Annotated in this window: 29 protein-coding genes, 1 tRNA gene and 1 pseudogene; 24 read left to right on the forward strand and 7 right to left on the reverse strand. The window is 27.6% G+C overall.

All coding sequences use genetic code 11. The features are described from left to right. Positions 1 to 75: transfer RNA gene (locus HCG76_RS14795), tRNA-Thr, on the forward strand. 106 nt (positions 76 to 181) lie between these two features. Here HCG76_RS14795 and HCG76_RS14800 read toward each other — a convergent pair. Both HCG76_RS14800 and HCG76_RS14805 read right to left on the reverse strand, forming a co-directional pair. Beyond that, positions 182 to 1,162 (reverse strand): ATP-binding protein, encoded by a 981-nt coding sequence (locus HCG76_RS14800; RefSeq protein ID WP_221701143.1) that lies wholly within the window; start codon positions 1,160 to 1,162, stop codon positions 182 to 184. Continuing rightward, positions 1,155 to 2,150, reverse strand: coding sequence for a DnaD domain protein (locus tag HCG76_RS14805; protein WP_221701142.1), 996 nt, complete (start codon positions 2,148 to 2,150; stop codon positions 1,155 to 1,157). Before HCG76_RS14805 ends, HCG76_RS14800 begins: the two co-directional genes overlap by 8 nt. Positions 2,151 to 2,390: 240 nt before the next feature. Here HCG76_RS14805 and HCG76_RS14810 point away from each other — a divergent pair, with 240 nt between their 5' ends. Continuing rightward, a complete protein-coding gene (locus HCG76_RS14810; RefSeq protein WP_221701141.1) occupies positions 2,391 to 3,554 on the forward strand; it encodes a peptidoglycan DD-metalloendopeptidase family protein in 1,164 nt (387 codons plus the stop codon). Between the two features lie 29 nt (positions 3,555 to 3,583). On the opposite strand, the gene HCG76_RS14815 is transcribed toward HCG76_RS14810, so the two are convergent. The 4 genes and pseudogenes from HCG76_RS14815 to HCG76_RS14830 form a co-directional block, all read right to left on the reverse strand. Continuing rightward, positions 3,584 to 4,783, reverse strand: a complete 1,200-nt coding sequence (locus HCG76_RS14815; protein WP_221701140.1) for a S8 family serine peptidase — start codon at positions 4,781 to 4,783, stop codon at positions 3,584 to 3,586. Positions 4,784 to 4,853: 70 nt separating this feature from the next. Further along, positions 4,854 to 5,285, reverse strand: a pseudogene (locus HCG76_RS14820) (DMT family transporter). Positions 5,286 to 5,393: 108 nt separating this feature from the next. After that, on the reverse strand, positions 5,394 to 5,846 hold the full coding sequence (locus tag HCG76_RS14825) for a dUTP diphosphatase (protein WP_195989873.1): 453 nt from the start codon (positions 5,844 to 5,846) through the stop codon (positions 5,394 to 5,396). Between the two features lie 170 nt (positions 5,847 to 6,016). Then, positions 6,017 to 6,544, reverse strand: a complete 528-nt coding sequence (locus HCG76_RS14830; protein WP_221701139.1) for a hypothetical protein — start codon at positions 6,542 to 6,544, stop codon at positions 6,017 to 6,019. Between the two features lie 296 nt (positions 6,545 to 6,840). On the opposite strand from HCG76_RS14830, the gene HCG76_RS14835 reads away from it, so the two are divergent. The 11 genes from HCG76_RS14835 (at position 6,841) to HCG76_RS14885 (ending at position 15,620) form a co-directional block, all read left to right on the forward strand. Further along, positions 6,841 to 8,100: a UDP-N-acetylglucosamine 1-carboxyvinyltransferase gene (locus HCG76_RS14835; RefSeq protein WP_221701138.1), complete on the forward strand. Its 1,260-nt coding sequence runs from the start codon at positions 6,841 to 6,843 to the stop codon at positions 8,098 to 8,100. Positions 8,101 to 8,117: 17 nt separating this feature from the next. After that, positions 8,118 to 8,909, forward strand: a complete 792-nt coding sequence (locus tag HCG76_RS14840) for an MBL fold metallo-hydrolase (RefSeq protein WP_221701137.1) — start codon at positions 8,118 to 8,120, stop codon at positions 8,907 to 8,909. Between the two features lie 35 nt (positions 8,910 to 8,944). After that, positions 8,945 to 9,097 carry a CxxH/CxxC protein gene (locus HCG76_RS14845; RefSeq protein WP_221701136.1) on the forward strand — a complete coding sequence of 51 codons (153 nt, stop codon included), beginning with the start codon at positions 8,945 to 8,947 and terminating at the stop codon, positions 9,095 to 9,097. A 78-nt stretch (positions 9,098 to 9,175) separates the two neighbouring features. Further along, a complete protein-coding gene (locus tag HCG76_RS14850; RefSeq protein WP_195989868.1) occupies positions 9,176 to 9,673 on the forward strand; it encodes an SEC-C metal-binding domain-containing protein in 498 nt (165 codons plus the stop codon). Positions 9,674 to 9,809: 136 nt separating this feature from the next. Then, positions 9,810 to 10,289 (forward strand): Hsp20 family protein, encoded by a 480-nt coding sequence (locus tag HCG76_RS14855; RefSeq protein ID WP_221701135.1) that lies wholly within the window; start codon positions 9,810 to 9,812, stop codon positions 10,287 to 10,289. Between the two features lie 57 nt (positions 10,290 to 10,346). Next, positions 10,347 to 10,826 (forward strand): 23S rRNA (pseudouridine(1915)-N(3))-methyltransferase RlmH, encoded by a 480-nt coding sequence (rlmH, locus tag HCG76_RS14860; protein WP_221701134.1) that lies wholly within the window; start codon positions 10,347 to 10,349, stop codon positions 10,824 to 10,826. 185 nt (positions 10,827 to 11,011) lie between these two features. Continuing rightward, positions 11,012 to 12,097 carry a DNA cytosine methyltransferase gene (locus HCG76_RS14865; protein WP_221701133.1) on the forward strand — a complete coding sequence of 362 codons (1,086 nt, stop codon included), beginning with the start codon at positions 11,012 to 11,014 and terminating at the stop codon, positions 12,095 to 12,097. Positions 12,098 to 12,183: 86 nt separating this feature from the next. Then, positions 12,184 to 13,008: a TdeIII family type II restriction endonuclease gene (locus tag HCG76_RS14870; RefSeq protein ID WP_221701132.1), complete on the forward strand. Its 825-nt coding sequence runs from the start codon at positions 12,184 to 12,186 to the stop codon at positions 13,006 to 13,008. 137 nt (positions 13,009 to 13,145) lie between these two features. Further along, a complete protein-coding gene (locus HCG76_RS14875; protein ID WP_221701131.1) occupies positions 13,146 to 14,831 on the forward strand; it encodes an ATP-dependent nuclease in 1,686 nt (561 codons plus the stop codon). 68 nt (positions 14,832 to 14,899) lie between these two features. Further along, positions 14,900 to 15,214, forward strand: a complete 315-nt coding sequence (locus HCG76_RS14880) for a hypothetical protein (RefSeq protein WP_221701130.1) — start codon at positions 14,900 to 14,902, stop codon at positions 15,212 to 15,214. Between the two features lie 67 nt (positions 15,215 to 15,281). Next, positions 15,282 to 15,620, forward strand: coding sequence for a hypothetical protein (locus HCG76_RS14885; protein WP_221701129.1), 339 nt, complete (start codon positions 15,282 to 15,284; stop codon positions 15,618 to 15,620). A 29-nt stretch (positions 15,621 to 15,649) separates the two neighbouring features. On the opposite strand, the gene HCG76_RS14890 is transcribed toward HCG76_RS14885, so the two are convergent. Further along, positions 15,650 to 15,811 (reverse strand): hypothetical protein, encoded by a 162-nt coding sequence (locus HCG76_RS14890; protein ID WP_221701128.1) that lies wholly within the window; start codon positions 15,809 to 15,811, stop codon positions 15,650 to 15,652. Between the two features lie 74 nt (positions 15,812 to 15,885). On the opposite strand from HCG76_RS14890, the gene HCG76_RS14895 reads away from it, so the two are divergent. From HCG76_RS14895 to HCG76_RS14945, 11 genes are all read left to right on the forward strand, one after another. Further along, positions 15,886 to 16,179: a hypothetical protein gene (locus HCG76_RS14895; protein WP_221701127.1), complete on the forward strand. Its 294-nt coding sequence runs from the start codon at positions 15,886 to 15,888 to the stop codon at positions 16,177 to 16,179. 75 nt (positions 16,180 to 16,254) lie between these two features. Next, positions 16,255 to 16,881 carry a hypothetical protein gene (locus tag HCG76_RS14900; protein ID WP_221719010.1) on the forward strand — a complete coding sequence of 209 codons (627 nt, stop codon included), beginning with the start codon at positions 16,255 to 16,257 and terminating at the stop codon, positions 16,879 to 16,881. Positions 16,882 to 16,957: 76 nt separating this feature from the next. Beyond that, the gene (locus HCG76_RS14905; RefSeq protein WP_221701125.1) at positions 16,958 to 17,266 is read left to right on the forward strand and encodes a DUF960 family protein; all 309 of its coding nucleotides are present in this window, start codon (positions 16,958 to 16,960) and stop codon (positions 17,264 to 17,266) included. 18 nt (positions 17,267 to 17,284) lie between these two features. Further along, the gene (locus HCG76_RS14910; RefSeq protein ID WP_099314357.1) at positions 17,285 to 17,635 is read left to right on the forward strand and encodes a hypothetical protein; all 351 of its coding nucleotides are present in this window, start codon (positions 17,285 to 17,287) and stop codon (positions 17,633 to 17,635) included. 1,270 nt (positions 17,636 to 18,905) lie between these two features. After that, entirely contained in the window at positions 18,906 to 19,160 is a 255-nt protein-coding gene (locus tag HCG76_RS14915; protein WP_186838383.1) for a Mor transcription activator family protein, read from the forward strand. 115 nt (positions 19,161 to 19,275) lie between these two features. After that, a complete protein-coding gene (locus HCG76_RS14920) occupies positions 19,276 to 19,566 on the forward strand; it encodes a hypothetical protein (protein WP_186838382.1) in 291 nt (96 codons plus the stop codon). After that, the gene (locus HCG76_RS14925) at positions 19,563 to 19,730 is read left to right on the forward strand and encodes a hypothetical protein (protein ID WP_186838381.1); all 168 of its coding nucleotides are present in this window, start codon (positions 19,563 to 19,565) and stop codon (positions 19,728 to 19,730) included. The genes HCG76_RS14920 and HCG76_RS14925 overlap by 4 nt, the downstream gene beginning before the upstream one ends. Positions 19,731 to 19,922: 192 nt before the next feature. Continuing rightward, positions 19,923 to 20,819, forward strand: coding sequence for a hypothetical protein (locus HCG76_RS14930; protein WP_221701124.1), 897 nt, complete (start codon positions 19,923 to 19,925; stop codon positions 20,817 to 20,819). A gap of 122 nt (positions 20,820 to 20,941) precedes the next feature. Next, positions 20,942 to 21,706: a hypothetical protein gene (locus tag HCG76_RS14935; RefSeq protein ID WP_186838379.1), complete on the forward strand. Its 765-nt coding sequence runs from the start codon at positions 20,942 to 20,944 to the stop codon at positions 21,704 to 21,706. 149 nt (positions 21,707 to 21,855) lie between these two features. Beyond that, entirely contained in the window at positions 21,856 to 23,247 is a 1,392-nt protein-coding gene (locus HCG76_RS14940) for a DNA primase family protein (protein ID WP_221701123.1), read from the forward strand. 275 nt (positions 23,248 to 23,522) lie between these two features. After that, the gene (locus HCG76_RS14945) at positions 23,523 to 24,068 is read left to right on the forward strand and encodes a hypothetical protein (RefSeq protein WP_099328555.1); all 546 of its coding nucleotides are present in this window, start codon (positions 23,523 to 23,525) and stop codon (positions 24,066 to 24,068) included. The last annotated feature ends 75 nt before the right edge of the window (positions 24,069 to 24,143 follow it).

Raw genomic sequence — 24,143 nt, forward strand, 5'->3', positions numbered from 1 at the left:
GCTTCATTGGCTCAATGGCAGAGCAGCTGACTTGTAATCAGCAGGTTGTTGGTTCGACTCCGACATGAAGCTCCAAAAACTCCACAAAAGTGGAGTTTTTTTGTTTTATAAAAAATAATATAAAAGTAAACTAAATAGATAAAATTTTATATATAAAAAAGTCGGCTATCGCCGACTTTTTTTATCTTTGTCTCTTTAAGTTAAGTTGTATTCTTATATCTTCAGCAAAGAATTTAAATAACTTAAAATCACCAATTATTCTTGATGAAATTCTCTCACTATATCTTTTTGAGATAAGTGGTAATGTTAAGTTAGTAGAAATAAGCATTTTCTTATTTTTTAATATTTTTTTGTTTATTAATGTGAATAATTCAGAAGATGAAAAATCAGTTATTTGTTCTGAACCTAAATCATCTATTATTAATAAATCACAATTAATAAGTAAATTTTCTAAATCAGTATCATTATTAAATTTAATATCCTTTAATGATCTTAGAAGATCATCAGCAGTCTTATAAACTACTAAAAAGCCCTTATCTAATAATTCTTTTGCAATACACCAAGATAAAAATGTTTTTCCAGTTCCAGAGTTACCATAAAATAAGAGATTAGTATTGCTATTTCTAAATGATGGTAAGTATTCTCCAGTTACATATTCTAAAATATCTTCAATATTTTTTCTAGGAGTATATCTTTCATCATTTAATTTATGATTTGGATATAAATTTATATTAAAGTTTTTAAAATTATTACTTTTAACCGCTTCTTCTAATTCAGAATCCTTATAATATAGTTTAACTAGCTTCGATTTAAAGCAAGAACATTTTTCAATTCCAATAAAACCTGTATCTTTACATTTTGGACAATTATAATGTAAATTTAGATATTCAGGACTATATCCATGAGATACCAGCATTTCATATTTTCTTGCCCTCAGATCAGTAATTTCATCCTTAATGGCTTCTAAGTCTTTAGGATCATTAATTCCTTTTAAGGCAGCCATAGATAAATTTAAACAAAGTTTTTGTATTGCAGTATCTAGATCTAATATTTCAGGATATTTATTTTTTATTTCTTCACGTCTTTGAGTTAGCTTACGATTTTCTTCAGTACGAATTTTTTCATACATATCCATAAGCTCTGCTTGATAGCCTTTAATCATCTTTATCCCATCCTAACAATTTCTTTTCTAATGAGTCATAATCGTATTCACGAGCTTCAAAGTTATTAAATTTAAGTGGATTAACCTCTTGCTGTTTAGAAGTAAAGTTTCGATTAGATTGATTACTTTTATAATTAGCTTCTTTTCTTTCTATATCTACTAAAGTTTTTAAGTTATTTTTATTCCAACTAGATAAAATACCATCTATATATTTAAAATCGGGCCTATTTAAGCGTTGAAAACAAATATTACAAGCTTTTTCTATTACTTCTAGAGGAAATGCATAATCAATAATCCACTTTTCTAACATTTCTTCTTGTGGCTTCATTAATTCTGGATTTTTAATTCCTAAGTAATTTAGTATATGACGAATTTTAACCCATTTATCTTCGGTTTTCTTTATATAGTTTTGTGCATCGTCAATAGTTGTAATATTCATATTATGCCAGCCTATAGCCACTTTTTCTATATATCTATAATCACTTTTTCCTTTTGAGACACAATACTCAAGTAGAATTAGAATTAGTTCTGAAGAAAAATTAAATTCATCTTGCCACCCTAAATAAGTTGTCATTTCTTTAGGGGATAGAGGTCTACCTAATAATCTTTCAATATCATTAAGCATATCCTTAGTAGATGTTTTATTTAATGCTTCTAATAGATTTACTTCTTTATTTTTTATATTTGAATCTTCTATTAAATTTACAAACTCTATATTATAGTTTCCCATTTTATCTATTGGAATAAGTTTTAATACGCCCTCGTCATTCCAATAATTTAATGCATTTAATATATCAGATTCTAATAGGTTTAGAGATGATGCTAAAATTGAAGAACTTGCACCCATTTCTCCAGAATTACTATATTTAAGCATCAATAGGTAAACTTTAATAAATTCTCCACGAGCCTTTGGCATATATTTCTCAATAAATATATTGCTTACTGGAGTAAAGTTTAAAGAATTATTTTTTAGCATAAAAGTGCTCATATTATTTTTCGACCTTTCTTAAGTTAGATTCTAAATCTTTATTTAGCAAATCGAATTTAGTTAACTTAAACAACTTTAATTATTGGAAAAGTTGTTTAAAGTTATACATTTAAATTAATTATAGCAAAGGCTTTCTAAACCCTCAACATAACAATTAAATAATAAATATGCATAATATATCTAAATTCGGGTAAATTAAGTGATGTGCTTAAAATTTAGAAGTAGGAGGAAGTTAAAAACATGGATTTGAATGGGCAGAATGGCATAAGTAGGTGGATAAAAAATTCAATAATTGCTTTGATGATTACACTTATAAATTTTATTTTTATATCACCTAACAATAATGCTTATGCAAATTTAAACACAGGCAAATTAGAAGATGATGAAGTAATTTTAAAAGATAAGGTAGCTAGTAATGATGGAGTAGTAAATTTAGCTATGGGGGAAAATATAGAGGATAAGTTTAAAAGTATTGATGTATTCAACTCTAATATTAATAATAATCTTACTATTAATTTAAAAGGACATTCAGTAAAGTTAGCAGACAATACTATTGGTTTATTATCTATAATTGATAATAAGTATTCAATATTAGAGGAAATATGTAATTCCTATGTAAATGAACTTGGTATTGACGTTAATAATATTACACAAATACAGGTTATAGGAACAATTAATTCTGATATAGAAAGTGGTAGAATATCAGATTTAATTGATAGCGGTGAAATGGCAAAGGAAGTATATAATGCTACAGTGATAAATGAAAATTTATCAGGATTAGAATTTAAAATAGATTTGAGAGAAACAGAAGACATTGAACCCGAAACAGTAACAGAGAAATGTAGTGATTTATATATAGGGGAATCTCAAACTGTTCAAGGGGTAAAGGGTGTTGGATTAGTTCATAAAGAGATAATATATGATGGACTAAATAAGAGTGATGAAAAAGTGATTAGTAAGCAAATAATTCAACCTGTGGTTAATAATGTAGTGAAAATAGGAACTAAGAATCCATATTGTGATGGGATAGCATTTTTGGCTAGGCCAACTAAAGGTGGATATTTAAGCTCTTATTTTGGTGAGGTTAGATCAAAATCTATTCATAAAGGAATAGATATAGCTAAAGACTTAGGCGAAAGTGTGAATTCTTCTTTAGATGGAAAGGTTATTAAGGCTGGTTATAATAATGGTGGATATGGCAACTTAGTAGTTTTGGAACATGAAGGTAATATGAAAACATATTATGCTCATTTAAGTGATATATATGTTAATGTTGGAGATGTAGTAAAAAAGAATGATATTATAGGAGCTATTGGAAATACTGGAAACAGTACAGGTCCACATTTACATTTTGAACTTAGAGTTAATGATCAGCCAGTAGATCCTATTAAATATATAGAGTAATAAAGGAAACACCTTTGAGGGTGTTTCTTTTATTGCTTTAAAACTTTATTTATATCTATTTTACCTTCTCCTTGCTGATTTCTAGGTATATCTAAAGGGATTGAAGCAACTTTTAATAAAGAGAGAATATCATCAAAAGTAAAATCAGGATGTTGTTCAAATAAAAGAGCACATAAACCGGATATATATGCAGCAGATACGGAAGTACCTGTAAAGTTCTTATAAGAGGTATCCAATTTAGGAGCATGCATTTTACTGTTATTTTTATATGATATATAAGAAGTATTAGAATTTAATGATATTACATCAACGCATGCAGCACAGAAATCTGGTTTTTTATCTTTTTTAATACTACCACAGGATGAATATGCATAAGACTTTATTTCGGATGAAGTAGTATCTATACCAGAAACAGTTATGCAATTAGTACTTAAAGCAATTCCCGTAATAGATCCATCTATATTTTTGTTGCTACCACTAGGAAGTATACAAATTATAGATTTAAGTCTAGCCTTTTTTAATAAGGTATCAAATTGTGTAAAAATAAATTTATTATAATAAAGCGTTTCAAAAGGTAAGCAGATAACTTTAATATTATATTTTTCACTAATATTGATTAAATCTTCTAATGAAAATAAAACATCAGAAACATAACCTTTTCCTAATTTGTCAAATGCCTTGAAACAATGAATGTTAGATTCTGGTGCAACACCGGTATATATTTTATTTGAAGCTAGTCCATTACCAGCAATTATTCCACATGTACAGGTTCCATGTCCATTATCATCATAAGGGTAAGGTAGCTCATTTACTAAATCAACGAAGGTACTTATTCTATTGATTGGATAAGTTAAATCACCATGAGGATATACCCCTGAATCAACTACACCAACCCCAATGCCACGACCATAAATAGGGAGTTTACTTGAGATCCTAACTCTATTAGCAGAAGGAATACTCATACCACATAATGAAAGGTATTGATCTAAACAAATATACTGTACCTCTGGATATTCTAATAATAACTCTATTGATTTTGATTTTACTTGAGCACATATTATATTACATGATTCAATTCTTCTTATAACTGTACCCCGATAGGAGTTTATTTTTTTTGAAATTGAATCTGGAAAATTTCTATATTTTATTAAAACTCTATATTCTTTAATAATACTAGATGCTAAAAGACTTTTAAGATTATGATCTAGTTTTTTAGTTGAAGAGAACATAAAAAACTCCTAAAATTATTCACATTAATATATTATATGAATTAGGAGTTTTTTGTTAATATAATATAAATTAAAACTTCCATTTAAAAAGCAATATTCCACCTATCATTATTACTATTCCAAATATTTCATGAAAGGAAAATGGAACTTTTTCTGAACCCAATAAACCAAAAGCATCTATTAAAGCGGCAGCTAGAAGTTGAGCTACTAATATAGTTCCAATTCCGACAGTAGTGCCTAGAGATCTAATGCTAACAATAACAGTAAAAGTTATTACTACACCTAGTACTCCACCTAATAGATATATTTTATTAGCAGACTTGATTTCTTTAAAATCACCATTTCCAAAGAAAAATAATATTATTAATGTTAAAACAAGTACAGATCACTGAACAATAGTATTAGTTTACCAAGTGCCTATTTTATCACTAAGCTTAGTATTTAAGACGCCTTGAACACTCATGGCAACGCCAGATATTATAGCAATTATAAAACCAAACAATTTTTATCACCTCCTATATAGTATTCCTAAATAAGGGGTGATTTATTAAAAATGAATAACAAAAAAAGCATTAGATGTTAATATAATTCATCTTAATGCCTTTAATAGTTAATATATAAATGAGTTAAAAATTTCTTCTTCTGAATAACCTAAAGTGATACCTAAACTTAATACATCTTCAAGTAGTGTGAAAAAGTGATCAATAGAAGGTGATATTATTAAATCGTTTATGTCTATATATAGGTTTAAAAATTGATCGCTTAAACAGTAATCATTAGGTCTAAGCACTACTTCGTAGTTATCAATATAATGCTTATCAATACCTAGATTAATTACATGTGTAAGAAAATCTGCATATTTAATAAATACAGTTTCTTTGCTTAGATTTAAGCCGTCATCTATCCAGTATTTATAACACTTAGTTTCTTCTGCTAGTGAGCTTAACTTAACTTGTAATTCAAGATGTTTTCTAGCCCAAAGTTTATATTGTGAGAGATTTTGATTAATTAAAATTCCATGTTTTTTTTCTTTTTGTAATTCCACAATTGGTAAAATATTCATAAGTGTCCTCCCCGTCTACTAGGATTAATATATATATTTTACAGAAATAATTAAATCTTGAAAAGTGCAGTAAACGAATACACAAAAATAAAATTAAAAATTTATTATTACAAATTTCAACAAAAAAAGAGCAACTATAAAAATAGAGCTCTTTTTTTATATAGAAATTATTAAATTGTTTTTAATGGGTATGTTTGAATTAAAGTTTCTCTTCGATTATTGGATATTTTCCAAAGTTCTATTCTATTAACCTTTAATGTTGAAATGCTAGGTTTATATTCAATTTCAGTATCAAATTTTTTATTATCCTTATTAATATAATTAATATTAGCTAAAGATAAATGAAGGTCATTAGTATCATTTTTTACATTAAAACCATGCATTTTAAGATTATCAGCAATTAATCTATCTAATTTTTTTATATATCCAATTTTTTCGATTTTTAAGTTGAGAGTTTTATTTGAATCGCAAAGAGTTACAGTTGATGACAGCTCTACTTTAAAGTTTTTATATGGTTTTAAAATTTTATCCATAACTGTATTAAGCTTATCTATATTAGGATTCTCTATAACCTCTAAAGGAATATAAGGAATTGGAGAGTTTCTGTTTGCTCTATACTTTTTAGATAAACTTCTTTGAATTGGGCTTAAATTTTTATAAGATACATCATCAAATAATGCTACCAAATAATATTTCATGTTATAACCTCACAAGTTAAATTTTGTATAATACGTTTATATTAAATTATATCATATATAAGCTTAAATTGACAATTTGTATATTTCAGCGATATCTTATGGTAAAGTTTAAAAATAAGGAGTTTTGGAAGAAAAAAACGCTATTAACTCATACATACTTTATGATATAATCAATTGTGTTGACCAAAAAATTCTAAGACAAAAAATAAAATTTGACTTATGAAACAAAAATTGGATAATTTTTTATATTATAGGATAGATTAATATATATATAAATTTGGATAAGGGTGAATAGGATGGAAACATTAATTATTAATGGAGGCAAAGCTTTGCAAGGCGCTGTAGAAATCAACGGAGCAAAAAATGCAGCAGTTGCTATTTTGCCGGCAGCTATTTTAGCTGGTGAAGGTAAATGTATTATTGATAATATACCAGATATAGAAGATGTACATTGCCTAGAAAGAATACTAACTAGTTTAGGATGTAGAGTAAGTAAACTAAATAATAATACTTTAGAAATAGATGCTTCAGATATAACGACTGTAAATGCTTGTACTGAAGATGTAAGAAGAATGAGAGCATCATATTATTTCATTGGTGCCTTATTATCTAGATTTAAAAAAGCTAGAGTTGAATTACCTGGAGGATGTCCTATAGGGGTAAGACCTATAGACCAACATATAAAGGGATTTGAAGCTTTAGGTGCTAAAGTAACAATTGAACATGGAGCAGTAAGTGTTGAGGCAGAAGAATTACACGCTGCTAATATATTCTTTGATGTAGTTTCTGTAGGAGCAACAATCAATGTTATGATTGCAGCTACAATGGCAGAGGGAACAACTATATTAGAAAATGTAGCAAAAGAGCCTCATGTAGTTGACGTTGCTAACTTCTTAAATACTATGGGAGCAGACGTAAAAGGTGCTGGTACTGATGTTATAAGAGTTAGAGGTGTGAAAAACTTAATTGGATGTAATTATAGTGTTATTCCTGATCAAATAGAGGCAGGAACATTTATGATAGCTGCTGCAGCTACAAAAGGAGATATAACTATAAAAAATGTAATTCCAAAGCATTTAGAATCAATTTCAGCAAAACTTACTGAAATGGGTGCAATTGTTGAAGAAGGTGACGATAGTGTAAGAGTAACTGTTGATAAGCCATTAAGAGGGGTAAGTGTAAAAACAGCACCTTATCCAGGATTCCCAACAGATGTACAACAACCTATGTCAACATTATTAAGTATAACAGATGGTAGAAGCTTAATAGCTGAAAGCATATGGGAAAATAGACATAAGCACACTGATGAATTAAAGAAAATGGGTGCAGAAATTAAAGTTGAAGGTAGAACAGCTATAATAGATGGTGTTAAATCATTAAATGGTGCAAAAGTAATAGCGACAGACTTAAGAGCTGGAGCAGCCATGGTTATAGCAGGTCTAGTTGCTAATGGAGAAACTGAAATATCTGAAATTGAGCATATTGATAGAGGATATCCTCATATTGAAGATAAATTTAGAGCATTAGGAGCAGACATAAGAAGAGTAGTAAGATAAACTTGGGGGAAGATTAAATGAAATTTTGCTCATTATATAGTGGAAGTAGTGGAAATAGTATTTTTATAGGGTCTGAAGAGGCTAAAATATTAATAGATGCTGGATTACCTGGTAAGAAAATAGATGAAGCATTAAAACACATTGGGCAAAATCCAAGTGAGATAGATGGAATTTTTATAACCCATGAACATATAGATCACATTAAAGGTGTAGGAGTTTTATCAAGAAAATACGATATTCCTATATACGCACCTCATGATACTTGGGTTGCGATGGAAAGTACTATTGGAAAGATAAAAGAGCATAATATAAAGGTAATGGATAGAAGATCATCAGTATCTATAAAGGATGTTGATATAAAATCTTTCATAATTCCCCATGATGCTGCTGCGCCAGTTGGATACACTATTAATATAGGAAATAAAATAGCAAGTGTTGCAACTGATTTTGGGACATTTACTAAAGAGATTGAAGATAATATAAAAAACTCAAATGTTATTTTAATAGAAAGTAATTATAATCCTCAGATGTTAGATATGGGTCCGTATCCTTATAGCTTAAAGCAAAGAATAAAGGAAAGTTATGGACATTTATCCAATGAGGACTGTGGAGAAGCTATCGTTAAAATATTAAAAAGTGGGTTGGGAAAAAATGTTATATTAGGTCATTTAAGCAATACTAATAATACTCCAGAGCTTGCAGAATTAACAGTTAGAGATATATTAACTGCTAGTAATGTAGAAATAGGTTCAGATGTATTTTTAAGTATGGCTAATAGGCATAATCCTAGTAAAATTATAACTCTATAGAGTATTTAATTTTAAAGAATCAGAAGGTGATTAATATGGAATTGATATATGCTTGTGAAGAACATATAGACGAAGCAATGGATGAAGTTATAAATGAAAAAGAAACTTTTCCTGTAATAAATGAAGTTACAGATAAGAAATGTAGTTATTGTAATGAAGAAGCTAAATATGAAGTAAAAATGATATAATAATATATATTGAAAAAGGTACATAATATTTAGTATAATTTTTATATAACCGTAAGAGAAGAAAGAGGAGAAATGGATATGAGTTTATATAAACAATGGACAGATATGGTCGTAGAATACGTTAAGACAAAAGGAGAAGCAGCTTTCTGGAATGAATACACTAAAATAGAAACTGCTATATATAAGGATTTATTAGCTAATAGTAAAGAAGCTATAAAAACTAACATTGCTGATTTTGCAAAGAAATATGAAACTTCTGAAGAGTTTGTAATGGGATTCGTTGATGGAATTAACGATAGTTTAAATAACCCTTATGACTTAGAAGCATTAAGCGCTACTGACGAATTAGTATTAGACATAAATTTAGAACAATTATACTTCAATATGTTAGAAGCTAAAGCTGAATACTTATATATGTTACCACAATGGGATGCTATATTCTCAGTAGAAAAGAGAAAAGAGATTCAAAAGTCATATAGAGAATCTTGTAGCGTAAGAAATGAAAATAAGGTTGGAAGAAACGATGCTTGTCCTTGTGGAAGCGGTAAAAAGTACAAGAAATGTTGTGGAAAATAATCTTTGATTAAAAAAGAGCTTTGATTTCAAGGCTCTTTTTTTGTGGAGTAAGTTAAAAATATATTTAATATAGTGGCAAATAATAAGGTTTATAAATAAATTATAAGTAGTTAGAAATGTTAAATTGGAGGATTCTATGTTTAATATATTTCCATATATATTTTCAACTACTTTAAATGCAGTTACTAGTAATATTGGATTAATAGATAAGATAGTTGATAATGTTATAAATAGTGATTTTATGAATAATTTAATTAATGAAATAGATAGCATGTCATCGGTTAATATTAATTTTAAAGAGCATAAAAGAGCGTATACTCTTGAATGTTATTTACCTGGAGTTAAAAAGGAAAATATTGATTTAGAGTATGAAAATAATTATATAACCCTTAAAGTAAAGAGAAATATGTTTTATACTAATAATCAAAATATAGCTATGGCAGTAATACAATCTGGTGGTGACATAGAAGAGGATTATTATGTAGAAAATGCAGATGCTTATAATATAAAAGCTGTCTTTAAAGATGATACTTTGAGAGTATTAATTCCTAAGAATACTTATATAGGAACAGATACTACTATAATTGATGTTGATAATTATGAAGCTAAAATATAAGATTTAATATTAAAAGTTAAGTTTATAAAAAAACAAATAACTTAGGAGGAAAAAATAATGAACATAACAGTTATATCTGTGGGAAAATTAAAGGAAAAGTATTTAAAGCAGGCAATTGATGAATATTCTAAAAGATTAACAAGATATTGTAAAATTGATATTATAGAGCTGCCTGATGAAAAAACTCCTGATAATGCATCAGAGAAAGAAGAGTTACAAATCAAGGATAAAGAAGGGCAGCTTATTTTATCAAAAATAAAAGATAATATGTTTGTTGTAGCAATGGATTTAAATGCTAAGCAAATGACTTCTGAGGAGTTTTCAAAGTTTATTGAGACTCAAGGGATTATGGGTAACTCTAACATAACTTTTGTTATAGGGGGAAGTTTAGGCTTATCTCAAGATGTAATAAGAAGGGCTAACTATAAAGTATGTTTCTCTAAAATGACGTTTCCACATCAATTGTTTAGAGTAATGCTATTGGAACAAGTATATAGAGCCTTTAGAATAATGAAAAATGAACCGTACCATAAGTAAGTGAGGTTTTTACTGAAATTGGATATTGAGTTTAATTGGACTATGCCGATAATTGGGTATAGTTCTTTTTAATTTAAAAGATATGAATAGAACTAATGTTTAGGGGAAGACTTAAAAAAAGTAGTGGACCGATTTTTAAAAAAGTGATATAATTACAACGACATAATATTTCAAGAGGTGTAAAAATGAGTAGAATCGCAATTTCATTTTTTGCAGGAGCTGGTGGATTAGATATAGGAATACATGAAGCAGGCTTTGATGTAAAATTGAGTGTAGAATTAGAACCCAAATACTGTGTAACATTAAAACAAAATAATCCTACATTTAATGTAGTAAATGGAGATATTATGGAATACTCTAAAGAAAAAATATATCATGATGCTAATTTAAAGCATGATGAGGAAGTAGATTTAATCTTTGGAGGAAGCCCATGCCAGAGTTTCAGTACAGCTGGAAAGAGAAAAGCCTTTTCTGATGAAAGAGGAATGGCTATGTTAAAATTTATAGAATTAATTGAAGAGGTAAAACCTAAAGCGTTCTTATTAGAAAATGTAAAAGGATTACTTTCAGCACCATTAAAACATAGACCATTAAATGAAAGAGGAAAGGACTTTCCACCATTAGAAAAGGAAGAACAGACTGGAAGTGCATTAGAATACCTATTAAATCAAGTTAAAGACTATGATGTTAAATATAAAGTAGTAAATTCCGCTGAATATGGTGTTCCACAGAAAAGAGAAAGAGTAATTTTTGTAGGGATAAGAAAGGATTTAAATAAAGTATATACCTTCCCAGAGATAACACATGGAAAGGATACTGCTAATCCATTTAATACTGTAGGAGATGTTATAAAGGAATTAGGAGATATAGAGCATAATTATGTTAAATATTCAGAAGAAAGATTAAAATATATGAAGTTAATACCTTTAGGTGGTGGAAATTGGAGAGATTTAGATGAATCTATAGTAGAAAAAGCTATGGGTGGAGCATATAAGTCAGGTGGAGGGAAAACAGGTTATTTTAGGAGGATAAAGGCTAATGAACCAAGTCCTACATTATTAACTTCTCCTATACAAAAAAGTACGAATATAGGTCATCCATATGAAGATAGACCATTAAGTATAGAAGAGTATATAGCTATTCAAGGATTTCCTAAAGGATATAAAATAAATGGAACTATAAATGACCAATATACTCAAATAGGAAATGCAGTACCGGTAAAGGTTGCAAAGATATTAGGAAGTAAATTAATAGAAGTATTAGAAAAGTAGGAGATTAATCTTCTACTTTTTTTATCTTATTGAATAGTTTTAATGTATAATAGAAGTATATTGAATAATAGGGATGGGATAAATATATGAACATTGAAACTAGAAATAAAGTTGAAGAGCACTTAAGAGGAGTAATGAAGAGAATTCTTGATAAAAGAACAATCCAAGAACCATTTAATGAAGATGAGATAAAAAATAAAAATCCATTTGGGTATAGATTAGTCCCAATAGAAGTATGGAAAGGTTCTAAATTTGAACGTTCTTTTGTTACATCTTTAGGACAAGGTATATTTGAACAGATTGCAAAAATAATAGCAGAGGGTTCAGGGGCTTTTGCCGAAAATCAGTATGTTAAGTCAATTAGATTAAATTCTTGGCAAGTAGAAAAGATAGATAATATATTAGCTAAACAAAGAAAGCAAAAAAGTGATGCAAAATCTAAAGCTAAAGGTGAGGTTATAAAAGTAAAAACTATAAGTGAAGAGTTAGAAGAGTTAAGAGAATTAGAAACAGATAGGTATCAAGATGTAAGTGTGTTATTTGATTTATATATAAAGCGTGAAGATGGTAAAGAAGAATATTATTCATTAAAAACAGTAAAACCTAATTTAGACCAAACAGAAACAGCTAAAAAAGATATGTTAATATTAATGACAGCAGAAGAAAATGCAGAGGCATATTTTGCTTTACCGTATAATCCAGCTGGTGAAGGTGAGATTTATAAATCAGCACATGCAATACCATATAAGTTATTTGACATGGATAATGATAATAATGTTCTGATTGGGAAAAGTTTATGGGATAAAATAGGTGCAGATAGAAATACTTATAATGAATTATTAGATATTTTTGATAAGGTTGGAGAAGAATATATAGCTAAGATTAGAAATGAGTATTTTGGAATTAAGTAAAAATAATAGATTAAAACTCTTACTTAGAATTTAAGTAAGAGTTTATTTTTGGTATAAAATAGTTTTTATGTGGACCTTTATTATTTTGTATGATAAAATTATTATTGTAGTATAAATATTGTAGGGAGTGAGAACTAATGAAGTTATGTAAACTTATTATAAAAAATTTTAGGGGATTAAAAGGAGATAAAAATATAATAGATTTTGAGAATTCTAATATTATATTTTTAATAGGACAGAATGATATAGGAAAATCCACTTTTTTAAAAGCATATGAGTTTTTTGTTAATCCTAAGCAAAAAGCTGAAAAATCAGATTTTAATAACTATGATACTAATACTCCCATAGAAATTATAGGAGAGTTTTTAAAGGAAGATTTTGATACAGAAAATATAGATTTTTCAGCAGTAGAACCAGAATGGATTGATAAATGGGTAAATCCTAATACAAATAAAATAATAATAAAAAAAGTATGGAGTGAAGTTGATAAATTATTCAAAAAATATACATATAATCCAGATAATAAAGTTAATGATTTTGTGGTAAATGGATTTGGAGGGTTAGATACTTTATTTACTAAATATGCTCCAGAGCCAATATTTATTAATGCCCTAGAGACACCAGAATCATTTGAAAAAAAGGTTAATGATATAATTGAGAAGGATTACTTGAAAAAAATACAGGAGAAATTTGGAGAAGAGTATAAACTAGCTTTTGAAAAAATTAGTGATTTACAGAAGAAAATTACAGAATCAGATGATATTTTAAATTATAATGAAAGAATAAGTAAGATATTTAATAACATATTTCCAGATTTAACATTAAAAATAGAGCAGAAAGATGAAAGTGGAATAGATGTTATAAAATCATTTAAAGGAAATCATTCAGTTAACGTTAAAAAGGAAGGTGTAGATAGAATTGAAAATGTAAATCAGCATGGTCATGGAATAATAAGACAAGCATTATTTAATTTTATAGCATTTCTAAAAAATGATAATAATACAAATAAGAAGAAATATATAATATTATTTGAAGAACCAGAATTGTTTATGCATCCAAAAGCATCAAGAGCATTAAGGAGGGAACTATATAGTTTGGTAGAAGATAGTCCTTTTCAAATAATTTGTGCAACACATTCACCAATAATGATTGATATATCAAAACCACATTCATCGTTAGTTAGAGTAGTAAAGTTGAATGATGAAACAACAGAAACATATCAAGTTGGGCATGATATATTTCAATCCGATGAAAATAAAGACTATGTTCAAATGATAAATAGATTTAATCCGTATGTTTGTGAAGCTTTTTATGTAGATGAAGTAATATTGGTAGAAGGAGACACAGAAGCTATAGTTTTTAGGTATATATTAGATAAATATTACGATGATAGAACTATATATGTATTAAATACTGGTTCTAAAAATAATATGGTGTTTTATCAAAAAATATTGACTCATTTTAATATAAAACATCATGTAGTTCATGATAGAGATGATGTTTTTGATAAGAATGGAAATAATAATTCTGCATGGACTTTAAATAATGCTATATGGGAGCAAATACAAAAATCTAATAATAGTAATTATAATGGTATTGCAAGAAGATATATACATAATAAAAATTTTGAAAATGCACATCCAGCATATAAGTTGAATATAGCGAAAGGAAAGCCGTTAAGTGCCTATGAATATGCTAAGACATTAAATATAGATGATGATGTACCTTGTATAAATATAATAAATGATATAATAGGAGCTCAAACAATACTACATGATAATGCTTATGTAAATTCATTAGTAGCAACTGAACTAGATAGATAATAAGTAGTATTTAAGTTAAATCTTAAATATATATAATAATAATGTAATAATATTAAGAAGGTGATTTATTGGGAAAGGATATTGAAAGAATCTTATTAATACAATTTCTTCAATGGAATGATAGAAATGGTTGTTATACAGATGAGAATTGTGATTTAGAAGATATACCAAGAATGACTTATGAAGATGCAGTTAAGTATTTCTTTGGTGTAATGAATGATGATTTCTACTATAGTATAACAGATAATATTTTTGAGTTATCTTATGAGGAAGTAATTAAATATGCTAAAGATAATAACTTCTATGATTCAACATATGAAAAGTTAAATCTATTAATAAATAATGATAAGCCAACAATAGAACTTTATAAAAGTTTGATTTAGTAAAAGCTCTTACTTATATATTAGATATACAGGTAAGAGTTTTTATATTTAGAAGGGAGAACATAGAGTGAAAAAAGTTTATAAGGAAAATCAATTACTAGATGTAAATAATATACCGTCAGAAGTAATTGAAAGTATAAAAGTAACAATAGATATACTAAGTGAAAACTATGGAGCTAATAGAGATGTAGAATCTGACCTAGGTGGATATGTAGTCATAGTAGAAAATACTATAGATATAGAAATATTAAAGCAAGAGAAGTTACAATCTCTAATACCAGAATATACTGATATAATTGAATGTAGTGAAGGAGCTAATTGGACTTCTTCACTATTTTTGCTTTCAAATGATTATGCAATTGTAGTAGTAACAACAGAAGAACTTTCTAAGTTCCTACTAGAATAACGAAGAATAAAGAGGCTAGTTAAAACCTCTTAATCTTCTGTATATGTAACTATACCTTTAGATTCTAAAAATTGCATTTCTAAATCTAAAACAAGATCTATAATTTCTTTTGAGACTTCATATCCAGAAGAAGTACATTTTTCGAAAATAAAGTCTGTCATTTCAGCGGCATCTATAAAGGGTTGTTCCATTAAAAGACCTCCATTCATTAAAATATTAGTATGAATATTATAGTAAATTATATATAAAAAGGGAAGTGATTAATATGAAAAAGAAGGCAATCAAATCAACTAAATACTGCGATTTATTGTTACAAGCTAGGTTGAATGATAGTGAATATACATATTGTATTGAGAGAATATATGTAAAAGCTAAGAAAACCGAAGAGATACGTTTCAGTTTATATAAAGATACAGTAAAATCAGATAATAGGTATATTCCAAGAAGTCTTGATGTAACAGAGCTAGAACTAATAGAGCTAATAAAAGAGTCAATAAGAGAGAAAGTATTTTCGGAAGGATTCATTGAAATGTTAAAACAAGAAATAAATAAAATTTAAAAGTCTTAATTACTATAAGGATAGTGATTAAGACTTTTTTACATCTAAATAAAAGTATAGAAAGAGGGAGTATAAATGTTTAATAAAGATAATGTATTCATTACAGTTAATGAAGAAGTTTCTTCAATAACTCAGCAATATATAATAAGAGAAATTAAGAAGATATTAGATAAATACAAGAGTATAACAACAGAAGAAATAATTAGTGTAGAAAAATTAATAAACAGTATAAGCAATAAAGAGTTAAAGGAGGAATTCCTAAATGATTGGAGTATGTCAGTAAAGATAGCAAAAGAAATTGGAGAAAATGAAGTTGATGACAGGATAATTTCTATGTACCAAAATCTAAAAGGTAATGGATTAGAAGAATTAACAATAGGTCATGTTATCAATTGGTGTAATGAGTTAGATGAACAAGGTTATGTAATGATTGATGATTATAGCATAATTTATAAAAGTTCAGCTAATCTAAAAGATGTTGCAAGAAGGTTATTAGATGAACTACTTGATGATGCGATTTATGTTGATTCATTAATAGATAAAGATTCATTAGTTGAATATTGGATAGAGCAAACAAGTAGAGAAAATGTAATAGATGACTTAATTAGAGGAAGTAATATTGAAGAACTATTAGGACTTGCTCCAGAAAACATATATGAAGATGAATATAATAAATATTTATATTCTGAAATAGAGTGTTAAGAGGTTATATCTTTAAGGTATAGCCTTTTTACTTTTTAGATAAAGATGAAAACTAATAATAAGGGGAGAAATAAAGATGTTCAAGAAAGATAATAGATATGTAACTAGAGGTGTAAATGATGAAGTAGATATAAGGTTACAACTTATAATGTGGAGCATGATTGATAAGCTAAAAGATGAAGAAAGTGTTGAAGTGGATTACTTACAGGTGTTCAAGATAAGAAAAAAAGATAGTAAGGTTGTAATAAAGCAAAGTCAAGAAGTTCCTGAATACTCATGCACATATGAAATAGAGCTAGAAGATGTTCAGCTAGATGATGAGATTAAGGTGTATGTAATAGATAGTGGAGAATATTCTACAATGCTTTTTCCATCAGAATACTAATATAGGAGGTTCAAGTAAGTGATAAATAAGCTAAGTAAAGAAAAGTATTTCAAGTATGATAGCAAAGAACTTCTTGGAGTAATGAGGTTCGACTTCTATGATGGAAGATTATCTAACCAATGGAATCCTAGAGAGTTAATAATTGAAATGAATGATAGGAAGTTAATAGACCTAAAGAAGTTACAACAAGAACTTAATTATATTCAATTCACATTGATAGAAGAATTCAATAAAGTTGTAGAGCTATGTAATGGTACAGGTTATGATAAAGAAACTCTAGTATACATAGAACTTGAAGAAGGTAAGTATGTAATAAAGTTAATACCTGTAAAAGATAGTTACTCATATATATACACGTACAAGAGATAGGAGGAGAAAGTTATGGATATAGTAACAGTAATAAAAGTAGTTGGAACAATATTAACAGTTGTAGCTACTTCAATAGAAGCAACAACTAAGAAGTAGTGTGAAATATAATATCATCACGATAAATAAAATAATAAATTAATTGTGATGATATTATAAGAATAAGCTAATTTTTTTATAACAATAATAGACTATTGGAAAATATCGTTGTAATAGGAGTGTTGATTTAACGATAGTGACGATATTTTCTGTAAGAAAAAGATTAAAAGTATAATGTAGAAGATGTAACTTAACTACAAAGAAAGATGAAGTAGAAAAAATTGAGTAGGTAATATAGATAAATATGTCCTAAAAGCAACGATAACATATCAGAAAACAGAGATTTTAGAAAAGGTGAAGAAATGTAGCAATAGGAATGAAAAAACGCAAAGAGAGAATAAATCTAATGTTTTAATAATAATCTAGTAATGAATAAATAAAAATCAGTAAATAATAGATTCATAACTATGTAAACTAGTAGATCAAGGCATGAAATACTATGAGATGTTGAAGTTGGAAGAAAGGCTAATTTCACTAAAAAATAAAAAGAATCCAAAAGATAAAACATATAAATAATGGAACTTGGAAATAGGGAACTCGGTACCGGGAAAGGGCAACGGGGGGATAGGGGGGCTAAGGTCTTAATAGAAAATAAGGATTGAAATAGATTAATAAAAAATCTATTTCAATTAAAAACAATAAAAAGAAATTAATAAATAGAAAGATAACAATAAAGAATAGAAGAAAGAAGTAAATAAATATTCAGTATAATATAAGAATTATAATAATAGATAATTAATCAGATATAATGATAAAAAGAATTGATAATTAATGAATATAATATCCAGTAATTAAAGATTAATAAATCAAAATGTAATACAAACTTTAAGTGGAGTAAATAGATAAAAAATCTATATACCAATAAAGAGTAATAGATCAAAAAACAACAATAACATATCAGAAAACAGAGATTTCATAAAATGTGAATAAGAGTAGCATTCAAAAAGAAAAACATAAATAAAAAAACAAATTAACTGTTTTAACTGATATGTTCAGATATATATTATAAATTTGATAAAGAGTTAATGTTTCTAATGAAAGAAGCATTAACTCTTTTTTATATTAAATTTTAACTTAATTATTAGTAAGTTTTTAATGAATTTTTCAATGATTTATTCGCATGAATAATCATTTTAAAGTAGTTATTATTTTTTATAGGAGGTGAAGTTAATATATGGATATAAGAAAGGAACATTTTAATGGAGTATATTCGACTATCTTTGAGCATATGGGAGAAAGGGTTACAAGAGAAATACATAGTGTGTTTAGGGGTCAGCAATTTAATTTTCCTAAAAAGTTATATTCAATGGAATATGTAATTAGATATTTAAAAGAAAATTATAATGGAAAGAATGTAAGGCAATTAGCTAAAGAACTTGACTATTCTGAGAGATGGGTTCAAGCAATAATACATAGAAATAATATTTAGTTTTTGTTAAATATTATTTCTAGAGTTCCAAATTTCGACAAAAAAATAAAGTAGAATATAGTAATATATAGTAGAAAATTAAATTATTAGAAAAGGGGGTACTGAGAGAAAGAATATGGGAATTTTACTTTGGGATAATATTGGAGCAAAAGTTAGAATGATAAAATCTGATATAAAAACTAAATTAGAGGAAATAGATATTGCTACAATAACAGATAAGCTATCAGATACTCTAGAAAAGGCTTCAGACTTTTCAAATAAACAAAAAGAGATTAATATTAGAAATTTTAAGGAACAATTAAAAAATCAACCGGATAAAGTAATATTACATAATATGAATAATGCAGGGACAGAGGAAGGAAGAAGAATTTGTAGAGATGAAGCTAGAAGGAGAGGTATATTATGAAGAAAACATGTAATGTATGTAGAGGCAATGGACAAATAACATGTCCTAAATGTGGAGGAAATGGATGGAGAGACTTTGAGTTTACGAAACCATGTAATTGTGATTGTGGATATGTAGTATGTAAAAATTGTGGTGGAAAAGGTTCATACGAAGTTTCAAAATAAATTAATATATTAAAGTAGAAAATATGGTGGTACATCAATTTGAGTTATTGATATATCACCATGTTTTAATAAAAAATAATTAAAGATGCAACTATATAGTTACAATTACTGTAGGTATATAAGTAGGTATATAAGTAGATATATAATGATAATTAATTACAAGGGAAAAGTAAAAATAGGAGAGAGGATATTATGAAAAAGTTATTATTAACAGGAATTATTTTAGGGATGACAACATTATTTGTAGGATGTGGAAACAGTAATAAAGAACCAGAAGTATCACAAGCTTATTTAGACTATATTAGTCAAGCAAAAGTAGAGATTGTAAATGAGGATTATGCGAAAGCTGAAAAATTTTTAACACTAGCCTATGATGAAAACCAAGAAGATAAGGTTGTTCTAGAATTAAGAGAGCAACTAGATATGTTTAATAGATTAAGAAGAAGTTTAAATGACCCAACAGCTTTAACACCAGAAGAATTAACTTCTCTAGTTGAAGAAGCAAGAGATTATGCAAATAAAGAATATACTACTAACTTACTAGTATCAGATATATTAGAAATGGCAGAGAATCTTGATACAACTGTGGCTGTATCTAATGAAACTGAATCAGTATTATCAGATTTAGAATTTGAGTTCTATAATAAAGTTAATGAAGAAAAATATGATGAAGCTTTAGAAATAGCCGACAGATTAATGACTGAACTTGATAACTATGAAAATATTAATGGTGTAGAATATGTAGGTGGTACATTAGAGACAGTTGTTAATAATGAAGTTGAAAATATTAAATTGAAGAAGAATTTAGAACAACGTAGAGAACAATATCCAGGACACTTTGAAAATTTAATGTCATTAATGCAAAGTGAAATAGATAAGATAGATAATATTGTTAAAATTGAAGAATCATTAGATTATGGTGATAGCAATGATTGGACTTATATAGTAGAAGTATTTTTCCCAGAACCACTTAGTAGTGCTGGTGCAACTAATAAGATTACTTTTAAGATACTCGGCAATCCTAACAGAACACCTAGTTATTTCAATATAATAGATATGGCAGGTGAGGAAACTAGAATAGGGTTATAAATTGAGAGTTAGTGATTAATATTTAAATTTAAAAAGAGGGAAACCTCTTTTTTTTGATAGAATTTAATTAAAATATTTAGTAATATATAGAATAAATATTTTAATTAAAGGAGAGATTACAAATGGTAAAGAAAAGAGAAGGAAAGGTATCAATAAAGAAAGCTCCTAAGTCCAGAGGTGATGGACAGGTCTATGATTTAACAAGGAAAATATTTGGAATAGATAGTGAACATTTGAGTTTTCAGGCTAACAGAAGAAAAGTAGGACGATTAATAGATAGTATAAAAAAAGTATCGGATATACCTGAAAATTTAGAGTTAAATAGCAACAACTTTAATGAGTTTGCAGAATTGCTTGGAAATTTGATTAATGATGATACACTTAATGATATAAATAAAAGAATATGTAATGGTAAGAAAGTAGAAATAGAAGAATATGATTTAATAATTAACAAGTTAAAGGATATAATTGACAAAAGAGATGACGATGATATAGAGAAAAAGATGTTATCAGATATGGTAGATAATATAATTCCTAACAAGGAAGAAGAGGAGTTAATAAACACTATAAGTGATAATATACATAATATAATTTCGGGAATAATGGAGTTTGATAACAGGAAAGAGAGATTTAATTATTATAGAAAAGTAATTAACATATTAGATGATATTGATATGAGTATTAATAGAGATTTAGAAAATTATAATTTCTTAAAAGAGAGAATTAAGATGAAAATTGATAAATACCCTCAATTAATAGATAAGGAAATTGATATTACTGATATTGATAAATTAGGGATTGATTGTGTTGCAGAGGTTATAGGATTGCCAACTGTAGATGATATGATAAAGATAATACAAGAAAAAATAGATAAGGGATTGATTTAGAATGAAGTTTTTACTTCATTCTTTTTTTACGGACAAATTTTAAAAATTTTTTGTCCGTTTAAGTAAAAGGAAAATGTAATAATATTAAACATGTAAACAAAATAAGAAGTTCATTACCTTACTTTGATTAACAAGTAAGGAGGGAAGAAATGTTTTCAGAAGAACAATTAAAAGAAATTGAAAACATGGGGATAGAGATATCTCCTAAATCAGAAAAAGTAAAAGGCTTTAGTCCAAATAAGTTTGCTTCATACATAGCAGATAACTTAAAGATAATCAACAATAAGGATTATTTTTATGTATATAAAGATGGAGTGTGGAAGAAGCTGGATGATATGTACTTATTCCAAAAGTTAAGAAATAAGTTACATACATACTTTGATGATATCTGGTCTTTGAAAATTGAAAATGAATATATACAAGCTCTTAAGAGAATAGTTTATTACTGTGGAGACTTAAATGCTAATAAGAGATATATAAATCTTTTAAATGGAATGTTTGATTTAGAGACATTCACATTAGTTGAACATAGGCCTGATTTCTATAGTAGTATTCAATTACCGATAACTCTAAAAAGAGATATAGATTGCCCTAATTTTAAGAAGTTTTTAGGACAATGCTTTTCAGATGATGAAGAAGCAATAAATCTAGCACAGGAATGGGCTGGATATTTACTTACAGCAGAAACAAGAGCACAAAAAGCACTAATACTATATGGACTGGGCAAAAATGGAAAAGGGGTCTTCATTGACATCATTAGCGAGTTAATAGGTGAAGATAATATATCTAGTATAGCAATGAATGAGTTACATAGACCATTTTCAAGAGTATGTATATATGGGAAGCTAGCTAACATCAGCAATGAAAACGAATTCAATGGTAGGAGTTTTAATACCCAATACCTAAAGGCTATCGTAGGTGAAGATAATATAAATGCTGAACAAAAGCATCAACCTGTATTTAACTTTAAACCTACAGTTAAATTAGTGTTCACAACTAATAATCTACCTCACACAAATGATGGGGGATATGCACTTATGAGAAGGTTATGTATGCTTCATTTTACTAATACAGTAAAGGAAGAAGATAGAGATATGCATTTAAAGGACAAGCTTAGAAGTGAATTAGATGCTATATTCCTATGGGCATTAGAAGGACTGAAAAGACTTAAAGAAAATAACTATAAATTCTCAGAGTGTAAAAGTTCTAATGATTTACTTAAACAGTATGAGAAGGAATTAAATCCAATGATATTATTCTTTGAGCAATGTGTTATTAAATGTGAAAGTACTTATAAGGAGAATAATAAAATTATTTATAACACTTACAGGGAATGGGCTAGAGCAAATGGAATGGAAGGACAAGCTAAAATAAGTGTTCAGAAGTTCTGGAAGAAGTTCGAAGAGCACGCTAAATCATTAGGCTATAACTGTAGAAGTGGAAAGTCAAATGCTTTTAGATACCATACAGGGGTAAGAATAATTGGAGATTTTAGAGTTTCTTTAGATGACTCTAGGATAGCAGGACAGTTAGGTGGCTAAGTTAGGATTAAGTTGGAATGGATTTAAGTAAGATAAATCAATAAATAGGGTGTAAGGACTAAGTAAATTTAGAAAATCTCAAAAAAAGAGATTTTCTAAATAAAAGAAATTAGATAGAGAAAGGAGGTGATAAATATGCGTCCATACGTCCAACTAAGATAAATCAATGGAAAAGATACATAAAATGAATCCTAGAAAGATACATAATAAAGTCCAGTAAGACAAGTAAGGTAATGAGGAAGAAAAAATAAGGGAAAGAAAAGGAGATAAAAACAATGGCAGTAGTAAAAAGAAGACAATCACCATCAGTAATGGGAAAAGCAATGACAAGAGAAAATCAGGAGAATGATGTGGATGGGAAAGAGAGAACAGAAAAGGCGGTAAAAAAGGAAGAGATATGGAAGCCAAGAGAACCGAAAGTAGAATTAGAATACAATGGATTAGAGGAATTCCAAGCATCAGAAGCAAAGCAAAGTACTTGGAGAACAACTGATTATGGAATACTATCAATAGTAAAATCTGAAACAGTAAATAGGCTAATGTTTGCAAAGGAGATGATGGATAAGCTAAGTAATCCTAAAAGAGTAGTAATTTCATTCGCAGATGAAAAAATTGCTATAGGAGAACAATTACCTAACAATGAGAATTATTTAAAGGTTAATTACTCAAAAACAAAAGGAGTTATCTATTCAGCAGGAGTAGTTAAAGAGATAGTAGATAAATATGACTTAGATTTTAGTACGAGAACTTCAATTACATTTTCAGAAGTTAAGTACGTTAGATATGAAAATCATGTAGTAGCAATAGTAACTATAGTTTAAATGAGAGGTATAAGTATGAATGAATTAACAACAGAAGACATAATTGATGCAATAACAGAAACGATAAGATTGTAC

This window comes from Clostridium sp. K13 (assembly GCF_019734195.1).
Taxonomy (GTDB): Bacteria; Bacillota; Clostridia; order Clostridiales; family Clostridiaceae; genus Clostridium.

What these genes read in the sequence shown, in the direction of transcription:
- HCG76_RS14930 (WP_221701124.1), top strand. Translation starts at nt 19,923, where the DNA reads ATGAAAAAGTTATTATTAACAGGAATTATTTTAGGGATGACAACATTA.
- HCG76_RS14920 (WP_186838382.1), top strand. Translation starts at nt 19,276, where the DNA reads ATGGGAATTTTACTTTGGGATAATATTGGAGCAAAAGTTAGAATGATA.
- HCG76_RS14905 (WP_221701125.1), top strand. Translation starts at nt 16,958, where the DNA reads ATGTTCAAGAAAGATAATAGATATGTAACTAGAGGTGTAAATGATGAA.
- HCG76_RS14925 (WP_186838381.1), top strand. Translation starts at nt 19,563, where the DNA reads ATGAAGAAAACATGTAATGTATGTAGAGGCAATGGACAAATAACATGT.
- HCG76_RS14870 (WP_221701132.1), top strand. Translation starts at nt 12,184, where the DNA reads ATGAACATTGAAACTAGAAATAAAGTTGAAGAGCACTTAAGAGGAGTA.
- HCG76_RS14835 (WP_221701138.1), top strand. Translation starts at nt 6,841, where the DNA reads ATGGAAACATTAATTATTAATGGAGGCAAAGCTTTGCAAGGCGCTGTA.
- HCG76_RS14915 (WP_186838383.1), top strand. Translation starts at nt 18,906, where the DNA reads ATGGATATAAGAAAGGAACATTTTAATGGAGTATATTCGACTATCTTT.
- HCG76_RS14945 (WP_099328555.1), top strand. Translation starts at nt 23,523, where the DNA reads ATGGCAGTAGTAAAAAGAAGACAATCACCATCAGTAATGGGAAAAGCA.
- HCG76_RS14875 (WP_221701131.1), top strand. Translation starts at nt 13,146, where the DNA reads ATGAAGTTATGTAAACTTATTATAAAAAATTTTAGGGGATTAAAAGGA.
- HCG76_RS14940 (WP_221701123.1), top strand. Translation starts at nt 21,856, where the DNA reads ATGTTTTCAGAAGAACAATTAAAAGAAATTGAAAACATGGGGATAGAG.
- HCG76_RS14850 (WP_195989868.1), top strand. Translation starts at nt 9,176, where the DNA reads ATGAGTTTATATAAACAATGGACAGATATGGTCGTAGAATACGTTAAG.
- HCG76_RS14935 (WP_186838379.1), top strand. Translation starts at nt 20,942, where the DNA reads ATGGTAAAGAAAAGAGAAGGAAAGGTATCAATAAAGAAAGCTCCTAAG.
- HCG76_RS14805 (WP_221701142.1), bottom strand. Translation starts at nt 2,150, where the DNA reads ATGAGCACTTTTATGCTAAAAAATAATTCTTTAAACTTTACTCCAGTA.
- HCG76_RS14845 (WP_221701136.1), top strand. Translation starts at nt 8,945, where the DNA reads ATGGAATTGATATATGCTTGTGAAGAACATATAGACGAAGCAATGGAT.
- HCG76_RS14855 (WP_221701135.1), top strand. Translation starts at nt 9,810, where the DNA reads ATGTTTAATATATTTCCATATATATTTTCAACTACTTTAAATGCAGTT.
- HCG76_RS14800 (WP_221701143.1), bottom strand. Translation starts at nt 1,162, where the DNA reads ATGATTAAAGGCTATCAAGCAGAGCTTATGGATATGTATGAAAAAATT.
- HCG76_RS14865 (WP_221701133.1), top strand. Translation starts at nt 11,012, where the DNA reads ATGAGTAGAATCGCAATTTCATTTTTTGCAGGAGCTGGTGGATTAGAT.
- HCG76_RS14825 (WP_195989873.1), bottom strand. Translation starts at nt 5,846, where the DNA reads ATGAATATTTTACCAATTGTGGAATTACAAAAAGAAAAAAAACATGGA.
- HCG76_RS14815 (WP_221701140.1), bottom strand. Translation starts at nt 4,783, where the DNA reads ATGTTCTCTTCAACTAAAAAACTAGATCATAATCTTAAAAGTCTTTTA.
- HCG76_RS14900 (WP_221719010.1), top strand. Translation starts at nt 16,255, where the DNA reads ATGTTTAATAAAGATAATGTATTCATTACAGTTAATGAAGAAGTTTCT.
- HCG76_RS14890 (WP_221701128.1), bottom strand. Translation starts at nt 15,811, where the DNA reads ATGGAACAACCCTTTATAGATGCCGCTGAAATGACAGACTTTATTTTC.
- HCG76_RS14895 (WP_221701127.1), top strand. Translation starts at nt 15,886, where the DNA reads ATGAAAAAGAAGGCAATCAAATCAACTAAATACTGCGATTTATTGTTA.
- HCG76_RS14830 (WP_221701139.1), bottom strand. Translation starts at nt 6,544, where the DNA reads ATGAAATATTATTTGGTAGCATTATTTGATGATGTATCTTATAAAAAT.
- rlmH (WP_221701134.1), top strand. Translation starts at nt 10,347, where the DNA reads ATGAACATAACAGTTATATCTGTGGGAAAATTAAAGGAAAAGTATTTA.
- HCG76_RS14810 (WP_221701141.1), top strand. Translation starts at nt 2,391, where the DNA reads ATGGATTTGAATGGGCAGAATGGCATAAGTAGGTGGATAAAAAATTCA.
- HCG76_RS14840 (WP_221701137.1), top strand. Translation starts at nt 8,118, where the DNA reads ATGAAATTTTGCTCATTATATAGTGGAAGTAGTGGAAATAGTATTTTT.